This window comes from Natrinema amylolyticum (assembly GCF_020515625.1).
In the GTDB taxonomy this organism is placed as follows: Archaea; Halobacteriota; Halobacteria; order Halobacteriales; family Natrialbaceae; genus Natrinema; species Natrinema amylolyticum.
Map to the genome: position 1 here is coordinate 260,935 of NZ_JAIWPJ010000003.1, position 15,215 is coordinate 276,149.

Consider the following 15,215-nt stretch of genomic DNA (forward strand, 5'->3'; position numbering starts at 1 on the left):
CATGCGACCGGAAGACGAACGGTACTTCGAGGGGCTCGAGGACCAGCTCGACGAGGCCCTCGCGGTCGCCGAGCGGGCTAAAGAACGGGGCGGCGATCCGAAACCCGAAGTCGAGATTCCGGTCGCCAAGGACATGGCCGACCGTGTCGAGAACATTCTCGGGATCGACGGCGTCGCCGAGCGGGTCCGCGAACTCGAGGGCCGGATGAGCAGGGAGGAGGCCGCACTCGAACTCGCCGAAGACTTCGCCGAGGGGCGCGTCGGCGACTACGAGACGAGAGCGGGCAAGGTCGAGGGAGCGGTCCGCACCGCGGTCGCCCTGCTGACCGAGGGGGTCGTCGCCGCCCCCATCGAGGGGATCGACAAGGTCGAAATCTTAGAGAACGACGACGGCACGGAGTTCGTCAACGTCTACTACGCCGGCCCGATCCGCTCGGCGGGCGGGACCGCACAGGCGCTGTCGGTTCTCGTAGCCGACTACACACGCGCGCTCGTCGGCATCGAGCAGTACGGCGCGCGCGAGGAGGAGGTCGAACGCTACGCCGAGGAGATCGCCCTCTACGACAAGGAGACCGGCCTCCAGTACACCCCGAAGGCCAAGGAGGCGAAATTCATCGCCAAACACCTCCCGATCATGTTGGACGGGGAGGCCACCGGCGACGAGGAAGTCTCGGGATTCCGAGACCTCGAGCGGGTCGACACCAACAGCGCCCGGGGCGGGATGTGTCTCGTCCTCGGTGAGGGGATCGCGCTGAAGGCCCCGAAGATCCAGCGCTACACCCGCAACTTGGACGAGGTCGACTGGCCGTGGCTGCAGGACCTCATCGACGGCAACTACTACGACGACGGAGACGCGGCCGACGATGACGACTCCGACGGCGAGGCCGACGACGAAGCGACGACCGAGGACGATGGCGACGAGGCGGCGACGGAGGACGAATCCGACGACGAGGCGGGCCCGCCCCGCGTCGAGACCTCCGAGAAGTACCTCCGAGACCTGATCGCCGGCCGCCCCGTCTTCTCTCACCCCTGTGCGAAGGGGGGCTTTCGACTGCGCTACGGCCGCGCGCGTAACCACGGCTTCGCGACCGCCGGCGTCCACCCCGCCGCGATGCACCTCGTCGACGACTTCCTCGCGACGGGCACCCAGATCAAGACCGAACGCCCCGGGAAGGCCGCCGGCGTCGTCCCCGTCGACTCCCTCGAGGGGCCGACCGTCAAACTCGCGAACGGCGATATCCGCCGGATCGACGACCCCGAGGACGCCCTCGAGATCAGAAACGGCGTCGAGGCCATCCTCGATCTCGGTGAGTACCTCGTCAACTACGGCGAGTTCGTCGAGAACAACCACCCGCTCGCGCCGGCCTCCTACACCTACGAGTGGTGGGTCCAGGACCTCGCGGCCGCGGGCGTCGACACCCAGGCGCTCGAGGACGACCCCCGTATCGACCTCGAGTTCCCCGACCCCGAGGACGCCCTCGAGTGGGCGCTGGAGTACGACGCGCCGCTCCATCCCGAGTACACCTACCTCTGGCACGACATCTCGGTCGAGACGTTCAGCGATCTCGCGGCGACCGTCGCAGACGGTCGAATCGAGCGAGACGGCGACGGCAGCGTGAACGGAAACGGGGACGATAGCATCCTCGTCCTCCCGTACGACGATACCGTCCGCGAAGCGCTCGAGACGATCGTCATCGAACACCGCCAGCGCCCCGACGCGGACCGCATCGAGATCGACGACTGGCGGCCGTTCGTCCGGACGCTCGGCTGCGAGCCCCGGCGCACCGCCGCCGACGGTGCCGCCCTCGAGCCCGAGATGGAAGACGGAGACCGGGCGACGACCGTCGAACTCGAGCGAACGTGGACGGACGACGACCTCTCCGAACGCGCTCGGACGTGGGGGCGCGACGAGGACGGCGATAACGCCATCGAGGCGGTCAACGAGGTCGCGCCGTTTCGGGTGCGCGAGCGAGCGCCGACCCGGATCGGCAACCGAATGGGCCGCCCCGAAAAGTCGGAGAGCCGCGACCTCAGCCCACCCGTTCACACGCTGTTCCCGATCGGCGAGGCCGGCGGCGCACAGCGCAACGTCGCCGACGCCGCCAAACACGCCGAGACGATGTCGGACACGCCCGGCATCGTCGAACTGCAGGTCGGCCGCCAGCGCTGTGAGTCCTGTGGCACGGAGACGTTCAAGAACCGCTGTCCAGACTGTAACGCTCGAACGACGCCGGACTACCGCTGTCCCGACTGCGACGAACGCCTCGAGCCAGACGAGGCCGGTCGCGTCGAGTGCGATCACTGCGAACGCGAGGGCACCTGCGTCGAGCCCCGCGAGATCGACGTCAACGAGGAGTTCCGGGACGCCCTCGAGTCCGTCGGCGAACGCGAGAACGCCTTCGAGATCCTGAAGGGCGTCAAGGGACTCTCCTCGCAGAACAAGATCCCCGAACCGATCGAGAAGGGCATCCTCCGGGCGAAACACGACGTCTCCTCGTTCAAGGACGGCACCGTCCGCTACGACATGACCGACCTCCCCGTGACGTCGGTCCGCGCGAGCGAACTCGATATCGACGTCGGCCAGCTCCAGGCGCTGGGCTACGAGGAGGACATTCACGGCGAACCGCTCACTCACGAGGACCAACTGGTCGAGCTCAAGGTCCAAGACATCGTCCTCTCGGACGGCGCGGCCGAGCACATGCTGCAGACGGCCGACTTCATCGACGACCTGCTGGAGCAGTACTACGGCCTCGAGCGGTTCTACGAGTTCGACGACCGGCAGGACCTCGTCGGCGAACTCGTCTTCGGGATGGCACCCCACACCTCTGCCGCAACTGTCGGGAGAGTGATCGGTTTCACGAGCGCGGCGGTTGGATACGCTCATCCGTACTTTCACGCCGCGAAGCGTCGCAACTGTGACGGGGACGAAGATTGCGTGATGCTTCTTCTCGACGGACTCCTCAACTTCAGTAAGTCTTTTCTGCCCGACCAGCGCGGGGGGAAGATGGACGCCCCCCTCGTCATGTCCTCCCGCATCGACCCCTCCGAGATCGACGACGAGGCCCACAACATGGACGTCGTCACGCAGTACCCCCGCGACTTCTACCTCGCGACCCGCGAGCAGGCCGACCCCGGCGAGGTCGACGTCGAGATCGCCGAGGACACGCTGGGCACCGATACGGAGTACACCGGCTTCGAACACACGCACGACACCACCGACATCGCGATGGGGCCCGACCTCTCCGCGTACAAAACGTTGGGCTCGATGATGGACAAGATGGACGCCCAGCTCGAGCTCTCGCGCAAACTCGCGGCCGTCGACGAGACGGACGTGGCCGAGCGGGTCATCGAGTACCACTTCCTGCCGGACCTGATCGGGAACCTGCGGGCGTTCTCCCGGCAGGAAACGCGGTGTCTCGACTGCGGCGAGAAGTTCCGGCGGATGCCCCTGACCGGCGACTGTCGGGAGTGTGGCGGCCGCGTCAACCTCACCGTCCACAAGGGCTCGGTCAACAAGTACATGCAGACCGCGATCCAGGTCGCCGAGGAGTACGACTGCCGGAATTACACGAAACAGCGGTTAGAGGTGCTCGAGCGCTCGCTCGAGAGCATCTTCGAGAACGACAAGAACAAACAGAGCGGGATCGAAGACTTCATGTAGGAAATTTTGCTCTGCGGGCGCGCCTGCGGCGCGCCCTCGGCAAAATCCTCAAAAGAGCGCGTAGCGTTCTTTTGGACTGAGCGATTCCGAAGGAATCGCTTGCAGTCGGCGCGAAGCGCCGACGACCTTGCGGAGCTTCGCTCCGCTCAGTTTCCATCAAAAGCACTCCTCCTTCCGTTCCGCTCACTCGACTCGCGGCTTGCGCCGCTCGTCTATACGCGGCGCGTAGCGCCGTGCTCTCGTTCGCTCCACGTCAGTCGTCGGCCCGCTCGCTCACCCTTCGGGTTCGCTCGCGGCGGATTTCGGTGAACTGCCTGCCCTCCCCCGGGTCACGCGGTTCGCCGCGAGTGCGGCGAACGCGCGTTCCCGGCCACGTACGACTCGATTAATCGCCGCTGACGCGAGTCACGCCGGGCATCCCTTCCTTGGTGTACTGCGGCGTCGGCGAATACCGGGGGTCCGGCAGCCAGTTCCGGAGGCTCTCGTTGAACCGGTCGGGGCGCTCGCGAGGCGTCCAGTGGCCGCAGTCGTCGATTAGGTCCAGTTCGGCGTCCGGAATCAGCTCCGCCGCCCGCTTCGACCACCCGACGGGGACGAGGGGGTCTTCCCTCCCGTGGATCAGGAGCGTTGGGACGGACAGGGACTCGAGGTCGTCGACGAAGTTCGTTTCGACGCGGCCGTTGAAGGAGAGCTCGTTGTCCTGGAACGCCTCGAACGCCCGTATCGAGCCCGGCTCCATCAGTTTCCGCCTGACATCGTCGACGAAGCGATCCGGCAATCCGCCGGCGTCCGCGACGAGGCTATCGAGGACCATGCGGACGCTCTTGGTGGAGGCACTGGCCGCGATCTTCCCGAACTCGGTCGCGCCGGGAACCTGTGAGAGGACCTTCCACTGGAGCGCGTTCGGCAGTTTGTCACCGAGTCCGTAGCTGTCGACGAGCGCCAGTCGCTCGACGCGGTCGGGATTCTCGAGCGCGTAACCGAGCGCGACGCCCCCGCCCATCGAGATCCCGGCCAGCGAGACGCGCTCGAAGGGGAGCGTCTCGAGGAACCCCTCGAGGACGTCGACGTAGGTCTCGACGGTGTGTTCGACGTCGCCCGTGCTGTTCCCGTATTCGGGCCAGTCGAGCGCGTAGACGCGGTAGTCGTCCGCGAGGGCATCGATCGCGTGTCGCCACGACACGGTCGCGTCGTCGATCCCAGCGCCGTGACAGAGGACGACCGGTGGGCCGCTCGTCCCCGCGCGCCGGTAGGCGATCCGGCAGTCACCGATCGTGGCGACACCGGTCCCGCTCATGATCGAATCACATCGCGAACGTGAGGGGACGAGGCCGTATTAGCAACCGGATTGCGTCTGATGGCCGCACCGATCGGACGCGACGACGGGCCGCCGTCCGCCGGTACCGTCCACCCGTTTCCCGATCCCGGGACGCCGAACGATACTCTTCCCGTTCCGCGTGACTTGAGAGGGCGCGTTCCGGCCGAAAAGGTCTCGTTAAAAGAAGCAAGCATGAGATGACTTATCATACCTCGTGTCTCTATCCTGGGGGTGTATATCGTTTTCTATTACCGTGTTATGTTTTAGCATGGATAGTCGGACCGCAGCCGTCGCCGCTGTTCTCTCCGTTTCGGGCGTATCACGCCCTCCATCGGCCGCTCGCACAATGCGCGCTGTGTCTTTATCGCCATCGCGGGCGTACTCGCGTCCATGGTCGAAACTGGCGAGACACCGGCGAAAGAAGGGGAGGAAGAGGCCGTCGAGGAGGTAGAGAAGCTCAATTTCGGGCAGACGGTCTACGACGAGGACGGCAACCAACTCGGTCGCATTCGGGGCTTCGAACAGAGCGGGTTCTTCGTCACGACCCGCGACGGTGCCGAGGCGATGAGCGTCGAACACGCCCGCTCGGGCCACGAGTTCGGCGAGGCCGAGCTCATGTGGCGCTGCATGGAGTGCGGTGAGATGGGCGAAATCGACGACGGGCTTCCCGACGAGTGTCCGAACTGCAACACCGAACGGGAGGATCTGATGTACTGGACCGAGGACTGACGACGATACTGCCCGGGAGATCGCTGGCGACACCGGACGACGAGTTCAGATTTCGTATAGCGCTTTAGGATTTATTTCCGTTCGCAGCGTAGGATCATGCTAGTGGTTCACATGTATAGCGAACAGCCGCGACTGGGGTTCGGAACCACGGTCTACACCGAGGACGGCACGGAAATCGGCCGAATTCGGGGGATCGACGAGAACGGACTCTACATCACGCTCCGGGACGGAATCGAGGGGATGAGCGTCGAACACGTCCGCTCGGGCCAGACGTTCGGTGAGGCCGAGCTCATGTGGCGCTGCTGGGAGTGCGGCGAGCTGGGACGACTCGATTGCGACGTCCCCGACGCCTGTCCCTCCTGCGGTGCCGACCGAGAAGACCTGTACTACTGGACGGAAGACTGAACGCGACCGTCCGACGGACGGGGTGAGCGCGGGCGGACGAAAACCGTTTTCACCCCGCTCGGTTCACCTCGAGTCATGGAGATCGTCGTCTTCGGTGCCGGCAGCCTCGGTAGTCTCATCGGCGGACTGCTCGCCCGCGAGCACGACGTCACGCTCGTCGCTCGCGAGGCCCACGCCCGTGCCGTCCGCGAGTCGGGACTGCGTCTCGAGGGGGCGATATTTGACTCCCCCGCCCGCGTGTTTCCGGCGGCGACGGACGACGGAACCGGACTCGAGGCCGAGCTGGCCGTCGTGACGGTCAAGTCGTTCGATACCGCGTCGGCGGCCGATCGGCTCGCGACGGGCGCCATCGACGGCGTTCTCTCGCTCCAGAACGGCATGGGCAACGAAGCGACGCTCGCGGCGCGACTCGATGTCCCGGTTCTCGCCGGAACAGCGACCTACGGAGCGATCTTGCAGGAGCCGGGCGTCGTCGAATGCACCGGCATCGGCGAGGTCGTCCTTGGGGCTCGAGACGGTGGCCCCTCTCCGCTCGCGGATCGGGTCGGCGAGGCCTTCGCGACGGCCGGACTCGAGACCGCCATCGCCGAGGACATGCCCCGACGCCTGTGGGAGAAACTCGCGGTCAACGCCGGCATCAATCCGGTGACGGCGCTGACCGCGACCGAAAACGGAGCCGTGCTCGAGGAGCCCGCTACCGACCGCTCTCGGGCGGCCGTTCGGGAGACCGCTCGCGTCGCTCGGGCCTGCGACGTCTCCCTCTCGAACCGCGAGGCGCTGGCCGCGATGGAAGCCGTCGCCTCGGCGACGGCCGCGAACACGTCCTCGATGCGCCAGGACGTGCTGGCCGACCGCCGCACCGAGATCGACGCGATCAACGGCTACGTCGTCGATCAGGCGACCGAATTGGGACTCGAGGTGCCGACGAACCGGACGCTGACCGCGTTGATCAGAACGTGGGAATGCGGCCGGAAACTGCGGTGAGCGCCGGGGCGTCCCACCGCAATTTCGATCGGTCTCATCCGTTCGTCCGTCTAACCTGATTTCACCGAGAACGAAGCCGCTACGCGGTCAAAAATAGCAAAAACATCGAGTCGGATCCGCGTGGGACGACCGACGGATTAGAACGGTGCTTCCGGGCCTTCGTCGACCTCGCCGCCCTCGTCGTCGTCGACGGTCTCGCCGGGGAAGGACGGACTCATGCCGCCCATCTCCTCTTCGCCGCCGTCCATGCCGGTGGAGGCGTTGACTTTCTCGATCTCGGGAATCTCCTTGACCATCCGGCTCTTGATCGCCTGGATCGTCATCGGCGAGATCCCGCAGCCACTGCAGGCGCCACCGAGGGCGATGCTGACTTCGCCGCTCTCGCGATCGATGTCCTGAATCGCTGCGCTGCCGCCGTGCATCTGAATCTGCGGGAAGTTCCGTCGCAGGAAGTTCGTGACGCGGTCTTCGAGGTCGTCCCCGTCGTTCTGGGTCTCGGTGCTCATAGAAATCCATTGGGTATCAGCCCCCCTAAACCTTCCGTCCTCCATGTTCGCCTGCCGGCGTCGGCGACGGGTGGACGCGCTACTTGAATCCGAAGACTCGCTGCAGTTCGGTCTCGATCTCCTCGACGTGCGTCTCCAGAATTTCCTCGAATCGCTCTTCCTCGACGAGCACGCCCGAGAGTCGGCCGTGCGGATCGTCGGGGAGTTCGATACGGAACTCGCCGTCTCCCTCGTAGAAGGGCTCGCTCTCGTTGAGGACTTGCTGGTCGATCGCGTGGACGAGTTCGGAGTCGTAGCGGTCGTTCATCCGGTTGAACGCGTTCTTGTACGCCTGTTGGAGTTCGGGGAAGTAGTTGGCGTACTTGTCCTCGAACTTCTCGGGATCGAAGTCGGCCATACTCTATCCCAGCGCTAGCGGAGACAAAAGTCGGACGATCGACCTCGCGTCGCGAGTCCGCGACGACCCGAATCGGCCGGACCGGCTCACACTGCCGACGATGATCGAACGTCGACCGGAAACACACCAATCCAGTGACGTGGTAGGGGTTCCCTATATAGGAACGCGCGCTCGCAAGCGGAACGGACACCCCCGTTCTCGGTGATATCGATGTACATGGCTGCTGATCAGGACCCCATCCCTCGGGAGGCGCTTCCCCCGAGATGGGGGCTCGCCGAACTCCGCGATGATCGGTTCATCTACCGCCACAGCCGCCCCCCAATCGAACTGATCGCGGAGACCACGATCGCCGATCGCTCGCATCCCGGCCTAGGTATCTGTCGGTGCTGGGAGCTTCGCTACCGGTTCTTCCTCGCCGACCGGGCGATCACCGAGTCGATCGGCCGCGTCTCGACCCAGCGGGCCGCCGTCGACGGGTTGCTCGAGTGTATGCATCGCATTCACGACACCGTCTCGGCGGCCGACGACGCGCTCGAGGTCGGTCAAGTCCTCGATAGCGTCTCGCTCTCCGATCTCGTTCCCGACGGCCTGCCCGCGTCCTCGGAGTAACCCGCTCGGATGCCGGGCGTCCGGTCCGCCTACACGCGCCGCGACAGGTGCGCTCGAACCGTTCGCTGACAGTCACCGCAGATCCCGTACAGTCGCGTTGCGCTCGAGAGGAGCGGATATCGGACCGAACAGTCCGAGTAAACGGACTCGACCAGCGTTCGATACCGGGTCCCGCCCGGTCCGTAGCGGTTCGTCGAGCGGGTGAACTGCGCCTGTCGGTCCGCCGTGAGCGTCTCGAGGCGATCCCGATAGGTCGCGAGTCGGTCGTGTTTCTCCCGCAGCGTCTCGAAGTCACACTGCAGGAGTGACTCGTCGGCCGTCCGCTGGAGCCACGCGAGGATCTCGTCGAGCTCGTCGATCGCGTCCTCGACGGTTTCTCGTTCGTTCCGAAGGGTTTCCTTGACCACCTCGACTTCCCGCTGTCTGGTCTCGATCTCCTCGAGAACGGCCCGCTTGAGCGCTGGCGTCCAGCCGGTTTCCGACGCGAGCGCGACCGCGATGTCCTCGCTCAGCTCCGCCGCCATCGTCTCGGTGAGCGGTTCGTCCCCCTCGCGGTCGGCGATGCTGTGGGGACGGACGATTTCGGCGAACGCTTCTCGAACGGTGACACACCGATCCGCCGTCGTCGATGGGGCCGATCGCTGGGACTGAACCGTCGTCGCCATCGCCGTCGGCGTCGCTGCGGTCGCTTGTCGGGTCCGTCCCGCCGCGGGACGCTCTACTGGGACGTCGCGAACGCGCTGCGCGAACGTCTCGAACGCCTCCCCTCGCTTCGTGACGGCCTCTCGTTCCTCGTCGATACACTCGAGCGCCCGATGGACGGCCGTCCCGGTCATCGGCTCTCACCCCGCGTACAGACGAGTCCGCTCGCCGCGGCGTCGCTTCGCAGGACGAACTGCCAGTCGCCGTCGCCGAGCGCGGTGACGTCGGTGACGCCGAGCGGATCGCTCGACGTTGCCGACCGGCGCAGAATGTCGATTCCGATCGGCAGCGTGGGAAATCGGGACTCGCCACACTCGATGGCGTACCCCCGCAGGGAGACGGTCCAGACGTCGCTGCCGGTCCCGTCAGTCTCGTCGATTCCATCGCGCGTCACGCCGTACTCCCGGACTAACGACAGCGAGTCCAGGAAGGCGAGGCTCGCTTCGACCGGATCGTCCGCCGGTTCGACCGGCGAGAGGTTCGCCGCCGCGGCCCGCAGTACCTGCATCCGTTCGGCCGCCTCGAGGTGGGCTTCGAGTTCCGACGCCATGGTCTCGAGCAACACCAGACAGAGCGTGTTCCGGTCGGTCGTCGCTTCGGCTGCGGCCAGATACGTCTCCATGATCGCCCGCTCGGCGGCCGCGTGGTCGCGAGCCGAGAGCGACTCGAAGACAGCCCCTGAAACGTCGTGACAGAAACTGATCAGCGGGCTGTCGTCCCAGGGGTTCCGATCGGGGTCGGCCGCCGGCCGATCCTCGTCGTCCGCGATCGTTCGCGCGGCACCACACTGATCCTCGTCCGACTCCGTCCTGCCCGCGTCCACCGGTCGCTCCTGGCAGGCGACCGGATCGTAAAACGGCAATTGCGGATCGTATCGCCTGAGCGCGGCGCGATACTGTTCGGTCGCCTGTGCGGCGTCCGCCGCGTCCGCTCGGGTCGCGAATCGCTGTCCGGCGACCGGAACGGGCCGTTCGCCGGAGCGCGCACAGACGACGTAGTACTCCCCGTCGTCGCTGGCCAGTCGTTCGATGTGTTGGCGAATCTCTCGGAGTGTCGTTCCGACCATGTGTGTTCCTCCAGTCGTATTCGGCGTCGTGGCCGTCCCTGACTGCTCGCGCGGACGATCGAACCGCGCTACGGCAGGTTCGTCACCGTTCTGTCCCCCTCGGTACTACCGGGGACCGTTCTTACCATTTAGGCCAACCTAAACCGTGATAAGTCCATCGTATTTTAGGCCGGCCTAATTGCGGCCTGGCGCGACCGCCGATTCGCCGGCCGACGAGATTTAGTATATCTATATGCACTTTATTATTTACGTGGTCGTCGGTTGCGATCCGCTCTCCCGTCTGTACACCTCGAGCCGGCGGAGCGTTCGATACGGTGACGGCTCTCGAACAACCGCTGCCGTTCGCGCGATCAGGTACCGTGATCGGTCGCGAGTCCCCACGTCCGCCGAATCCGCGTCCGAACGCTCTTTTCTCCGGTGCGAGCGGATGACGGATCACAGCAGACATTCACCAGGGGTTACACGTCGACAGAACCATCGAGCACGGCCGCGCCGCCACCGGCAGCTCGCAACGCAGCGCGAGCAATCGGCGGTATCGATCGGCTCGATTTCGCGGCCGTCACCGGCGCGACCGATTCAGAGACGGAGCGATACTCATCGCGGGTCACGACGCCGCGTGTCGACGCTCGACGGGGCGAAGACAACGACGTCGACGTACTCACGGACCCGGCCACCGGTCTCCTCGAAGCGTTCGGGACGTCGATCCTCCGCTCCGCGTCGGCGTGCGAGCGCGCTCTCGGTCGAGTCGGGCACGATACTGATCGAGACTGACCAGTTCCCCGAACGAACTCGGTCCCTGCCCAGGGCCACCGACGCGTTCGAACTCAGTTGCGAGGCCGATGTTCTCGAGCGATCCGTTCTCGCACCCGCGGTCATCGAACCCGGAGCGAAACGAGCGAGTGCGGAACTGCCGAGGGCGAACTCGTCGTCGAGAAGACGGGGGAGAGCGCCATCTCGTGGGACGACGCAATTGCGTTCGTCGACGACCTCGAGTATGGAGGCCGTCCAGACGCGATCCGGTTTCGGCCACCGATCGGGTCGGTATCGAGCGTCGCTCCCACCGTTCTCGACCGTCGGAGCCCACCGGCCGGCTTTTCGCTCGATTTCGGCCGCGCTGATCGCCGCTCGAGCCCTCGAGTGTCAACTCTCCGTAGCGGGCAATTCGCGGTGTAAATCACATAATGATATATTGAAAGTCGATCGAGCTACCACTGCCGGGCGGCAGCACAGTGTTTATGCGCGATAACGAGCTATTGGTGGTAGCGACCCCGCTGTACCCGCTCTTGGACCCCATGACCACTCAGATTCCGTTCGCAATCGACTTTCACGTCCACTCCGACGACTCCTACGACGGGCACGAACCGATCGAACTCATCCTCGAGCACGCCGCCGATATCGGACTCGACGGCGTGGTCATCACCGATCACGACGAGATCGAGGAATCGCGGCGCGCCGCCGATCTCGCGCCCGACTACGGGCTGATCGGCATTCCCGGCGTCGAGGTCTCGACGCAACACGGCCATCTGCTGGCGATCGGCGTCGAGACGCGGCCCGATCCCGGTCAGCCGTTCATGGACACCGTCGAGACCGTCCGCGAACGCGGCGGCGTGGCGATCGTTCCCCATCCGTTCCAGCGCAGCCGTCACGGCGTCCGGAAAGGCACCATCGACGACGCCGACGCGATCGAGACCTACAACTCGATGGTCTTTACGGGCTACCGCAATCGCCGCGCCCGGACGTTCGCCGAGCGTCGCGACTATCCACAGATCGGTGCCAGCGACGCCCACTACCTGCCGAACGTCGGCAAGGCCTACACTGAGGTCGTCGTGACGCCCGACGCGGCGAACCCGACGAAGGCCGATATCGACGGGGAGCACCTCGTCGAGGCCATCCTCGAGGGCCGGACTCAGATCCGGGGTAAGCGCACGCCGATCCGCAAGAGTGCCGTCCAGTACGGGAAGGGCGCAGTGCGGAAGGCGACGTACATGTTCACTTCGCGCGCGCCGCTCCTCCCGACGATGCCGGCCTCGATGGACAGATCGACCTGACGACGAGAAGACGGAGATGAGCATCCGAGGCCCTCACTCTGTTCGCGCCTCGGACCGCTCGCTCATCCACTCTAGGACAGCTGTTCGCCGACAATCTCGTCTGCGCGTTTGATAAACGACTCTTCTTCTCCCTTCGGAACCGTCGCCCCCGCCGCGACGTCGTGACCGCCGCCGTCGCCGCCGACAGCGCGGGAGGCCTCGCCCATTACGACCGAGAGATCCAGTCCGTTCCGGACGAGCGAGTGGGTGCCCCGCGAAGAGACCTTGACTTCGTCCTCGTTCTTTTCAGCGAAGGCGATGATCGGCTTCGAGCGGCTGATTCCCTGGTTCCCCATCGCCATTCCCGCGACGATGCCGACGATGGTCTCGCGGATCTCGTCGCTCGCGTGGAACCACTGCACGTGGTCCTCCTGGGTCGCTCCCTCGCTCGTGACGAGATCGATGCCCTCCGAGAGGTTTCGACGGTGTTCCCGTAGGAGCTGTCGTGCGCGCTCGAGCGCGCCGTCCCGGTCACCGAGGCAGACGCCCAGCCCGACGTCCGACCGCTCGTAGCGCGCAGTGGCGTTGAGGAGCGTCGAGAACTCGCTCACGTCCCTGAGTTCGGTTCCGACGGGCTCATCGCTCAGGACGTAGGCCGTGCTCACGAGCCCGTCGATCTTTTTCGCGGGGACGCCGCTCGAGACGGCCCGCCGGACGAGCGCGCTGGCGACCGTCTGTTTCTCCTCGTTCGTCAAGCCGGCCCAGCGCCGCCACTCGCCGTCGCGTTTCAACTCGAGGTCGAGCCCGTCGAGGAATCGGAGCGCGCCGTTCTCGTCGTTCGAGATGCCGGGGATGTGGACGTCCGTGGCGTACTCGAGCAGCTTTGGGAGCGGTCGGGTCTGTTTGCCGTACAGCGCGAGGTCCTTGCCCGTCTCGAGGACGCCGGCCGCGACGCCCTCTTCGACGATGCCCTCGTTCGCGCCGTGGAGTTCGCCGCCGGAGGCCTGCATGTCGCCGACCGCGCCGACGACGGCGAGAGCCGCGAGGTCGCAGTTGTCGGCGCGAGCGTTCGCGGCTCCCGATGCGGTAACGGTGCCACCATCAGAGCAGAGCTCTGACGAGGTTTGCCTCGTTTGACTCGGCTCACCACCGTCGGAGCGCGGTTCCGACGGATCCGGGTCGCTGTCGGAGACGTCCGCCAGCGCCCGAGCGAGGACGTAACTCGCGCCCGCACCGGAGAGTTCGGAGGCCCCGTTGATCCCGAACAGCAGGGGATTGAGGTGGTACTCGGTGTCTCGGTCCGCGGGCTGGTGGTGGTCCGCGATGATCGGCGTGAAATCGCCCGCGTCCTCGCGGTCGCCGATGCGATCGAGTTGGCCGCTCCCGAAGTCGGTAAAGAGGACGGTCTCGTAGTCGGTCGCCGCGATGTCCGCTATCGCGTCCTCGTCGAGTTGCTTCTCGAAGACCGTCTCGAACGGAATTCCCGCCCGCTCGAGCGCAGTCGCCGCGATCGCGGCGCTGGTGAGTCCGTCGGCGTCGATGTGCGACGCGAGCAGTACGCGATCGGCCTCGCACAGCCGCTGTGCACACGCTATCGCGCGATCCTCGAGTTCGGGAACCGGCCCTGCCATGGAGGGATTGTGGGGCGGCTTCGCTCATAAACCCGCGGATCGTCCCGGCCGACCGTGCGAGCGGTGTCGGTGGCTCACAGCGAGAGAACGAGATCGTCGCCGTCCCGCTCGTAGGGCGTCTCGAACGGGCTCGAGCGGTCGCGCATCGTCTCCCGGAGCCAGGCCGCCGCGTCCTCGTCGGCCCGAGAGACGGCTCGATCGTCGATCGCGACGGGAACGAGCCGGAGCTCCTCGAGGCTCTCTCCCTCGAGTCCGACTTCGAAGAGGAAGCTCCGGTCGTTGCGCAGCTCTTCCTTGGTGATGTAGTCGTCGACGATATCGCCGGTGTCGTGGAGAATGAGACCGTCACCGTAGCGTTCGACGCCCTGGACGACGTGGGCGCTGTGGCCGTGGACGAGGTCGATCCCCTGATCGACGAGCCAGTGAGCGAACGCGACGTACTCCTCGTCGGGGTACTCGACCCAGTTCGGTCCCCAGTGGACCGAGGCGACGAGCAGATCGGGCTCGCTCGCTTTCGCGCGATCGATCGCCCCGCCGACGATCCGGCGGCTCTCGGGCGACTCCGAATCGAACTCGACGTAGGCCGTCCCGGGTCGGTCGTCGGTCGCGCCGTACTCCGCGTAGTGGTCCGCAAAGGAGACGACCGCGACGTCGACGTCGCCGACGGAGACCGTTGCGGGTTCGCGGGCCGCCGCCGGGCTCTCGCCGGCACCCGCATATCCGATGCCCCCGTCCGCGAGGGCGTCGACGGTATCGCGAAGCGCCGCCGGCCCGTAATCCAGCATGTGATTGTTTGCCAGCGACGCGAACCGAATGTTTCCGGCCTCGAGAGCGGGGACGGCCCACTCGGGATCGGCTCGGAAGTAGTACGCCCGGTCGGGGAACCGCTCGCCCCGCGTCGACAGGCAACACTCGAGGTTACAGCAGACGCCGTCCAGCGACTGCAGTCGGGTCCCGAGGTCGCCCCAGACGGCGGCGGGGTCGGCGCCGGCGCGCCCGTAGCGGCCGTCGACGTTTCGGCCGAGCATGGCGTCGCCGGCGAAGCCGATCGTCGTCTCGTGGCGCACGTGGTCCTCGAACGCGGTCGGCTCGGCCGCGGGCGCGGTACAGCCGCCGAGCACTGCCGTCCCCGCCGCTGCCAGAAACCGTCGCCGACTCCCGCTCATCGGTCGGCCGGCCC

General features: G+C 66.0%; 13 protein-coding genes. 6 read left to right on the forward strand and 7 right to left on the reverse strand.

Features of this window, described 5'->3' with window-relative positions; translation table 11 throughout:
* Window position 1: 1 nt before the first annotated feature.
* The gene (locus LDH66_RS16945) at window positions 2-3,661 is read left to right on the forward strand and encodes a DNA polymerase II large subunit (protein WP_226482265.1); all 3,660 of its coding nucleotides are present in this window, start codon (window positions 2-4) and stop codon (window positions 3,659-3,661) included.
* A 385-nt stretch (window positions 3,662-4,046) separates the two neighbouring features.
* Here the strand turns inward: LDH66_RS16945 and LDH66_RS16950 are convergent, their stop codons facing one another.
* Window positions 4,047-4,958: an alpha/beta fold hydrolase gene (locus LDH66_RS16950; protein ID WP_226482266.1), complete on the reverse strand. Its 912-nt coding sequence runs from the start codon at window positions 4,956-4,958 to the stop codon at window positions 4,047-4,049.
* A 411-nt stretch (window positions 4,959-5,369) separates the two neighbouring features.
* Between LDH66_RS16950 and LDH66_RS16955 the strand changes: the two genes are divergently transcribed.
* The 3 genes from LDH66_RS16955 (at window position 5,370) to LDH66_RS16965 (ending at window position 7,097) form a co-directional block, all read left to right on the forward strand.
* Complete coding sequence (locus tag LDH66_RS16955) at window positions 5,370-5,708, forward strand: TFIIB-type zinc ribbon-containing protein (protein ID WP_226482267.1); 339 nt, start codon at window positions 5,370-5,372, stop codon at window positions 5,706-5,708.
* Window positions 5,709-5,819: 111 nt separating this feature from the next.
* A complete protein-coding gene (locus tag LDH66_RS16960; RefSeq protein WP_226482268.1) occupies window positions 5,820-6,113 on the forward strand; it encodes a DUF7130 family rubredoxin-like protein in 294 nt (97 codons plus the stop codon).
* Between the two features lie 75 nt (window positions 6,114-6,188).
* Window positions 6,189-7,097 carry a ketopantoate reductase family protein gene (locus LDH66_RS16965; protein WP_226482269.1) on the forward strand — a complete coding sequence of 303 codons (909 nt, stop codon included), beginning with the start codon at window positions 6,189-6,191 and terminating at the stop codon, window positions 7,095-7,097.
* Window positions 7,098-7,234: 137 nt separating this feature from the next.
* On the opposite strand, the gene LDH66_RS16970 is transcribed toward LDH66_RS16965, so the two are convergent.
* Together LDH66_RS16970 and LDH66_RS16975 are read right to left on the reverse strand one after the other, a co-directional pair.
* Window positions 7,235-7,603: a NifU family protein gene (locus LDH66_RS16970; protein ID WP_226482270.1), complete on the reverse strand. Its 369-nt coding sequence runs from the start codon at window positions 7,601-7,603 to the stop codon at window positions 7,235-7,237.
* A gap of 79 nt (window positions 7,604-7,682) precedes the next feature.
* On the reverse strand, window positions 7,683-8,000 hold the full coding sequence (locus tag LDH66_RS16975) for a DUF5783 family protein (protein ID WP_226482271.1): 318 nt from the start codon (window positions 7,998-8,000) through the stop codon (window positions 7,683-7,685).
* Window positions 8,001-8,216: 216 nt separating this feature from the next.
* Here LDH66_RS16975 and LDH66_RS16980 point away from each other — a divergent pair, with 216 nt between their 5' ends.
* Window positions 8,217-8,609, forward strand: a complete 393-nt coding sequence (locus LDH66_RS16980) for a hypothetical protein (protein ID WP_226482272.1) — start codon at window positions 8,217-8,219, stop codon at window positions 8,607-8,609.
* A gap of 29 nt (window positions 8,610-8,638) precedes the next feature.
* Here the strand turns inward: LDH66_RS16980 and LDH66_RS16985 are convergent, their stop codons facing one another.
* Together LDH66_RS16985 and LDH66_RS16990 are read right to left on the reverse strand one after the other, a co-directional pair.
* Window positions 8,639-9,445, reverse strand: a complete 807-nt coding sequence (locus LDH66_RS16985; protein ID WP_226482273.1) for a DUF7260 family protein — start codon at window positions 9,443-9,445, stop codon at window positions 8,639-8,641.
* A complete protein-coding gene (locus LDH66_RS16990) occupies window positions 9,442-10,377 on the reverse strand; it encodes a DUF7551 domain-containing protein (RefSeq protein ID WP_226482274.1) in 936 nt (311 codons plus the stop codon). Before LDH66_RS16990 ends, LDH66_RS16985 begins: the two co-directional genes overlap by 4 nt.
* Window positions 10,378-11,669: 1,292 nt before the next feature.
* On the opposite strand from LDH66_RS16990, the gene LDH66_RS16995 reads away from it, so the two are divergent.
* Window positions 11,670-12,425, forward strand: a complete 756-nt coding sequence (locus LDH66_RS16995) for a CehA/McbA family metallohydrolase (RefSeq protein WP_226482625.1) — start codon at window positions 11,670-11,672, stop codon at window positions 12,423-12,425.
* Between the two features lie 71 nt (window positions 12,426-12,496).
* Here LDH66_RS16995 and recJ read toward each other — a convergent pair whose 3' ends face one another.
* Together recJ and LDH66_RS17005 are read right to left on the reverse strand one after the other, a co-directional pair.
* Entirely contained in the window at window positions 12,497-14,035 is a 1,539-nt protein-coding gene (recJ, locus tag LDH66_RS17000) for a RecJ family nuclease (protein WP_226482275.1), read from the reverse strand.
* 74 nt (window positions 14,036-14,109) lie between these two features.
* Window positions 14,110-15,201, reverse strand: coding sequence for a CapA family protein (locus LDH66_RS17005; RefSeq protein ID WP_226482276.1), 1,092 nt, complete (start codon window positions 15,199-15,201; stop codon window positions 14,110-14,112).
* Window positions 15,202-15,215 lie beyond the last annotated feature (14 nt).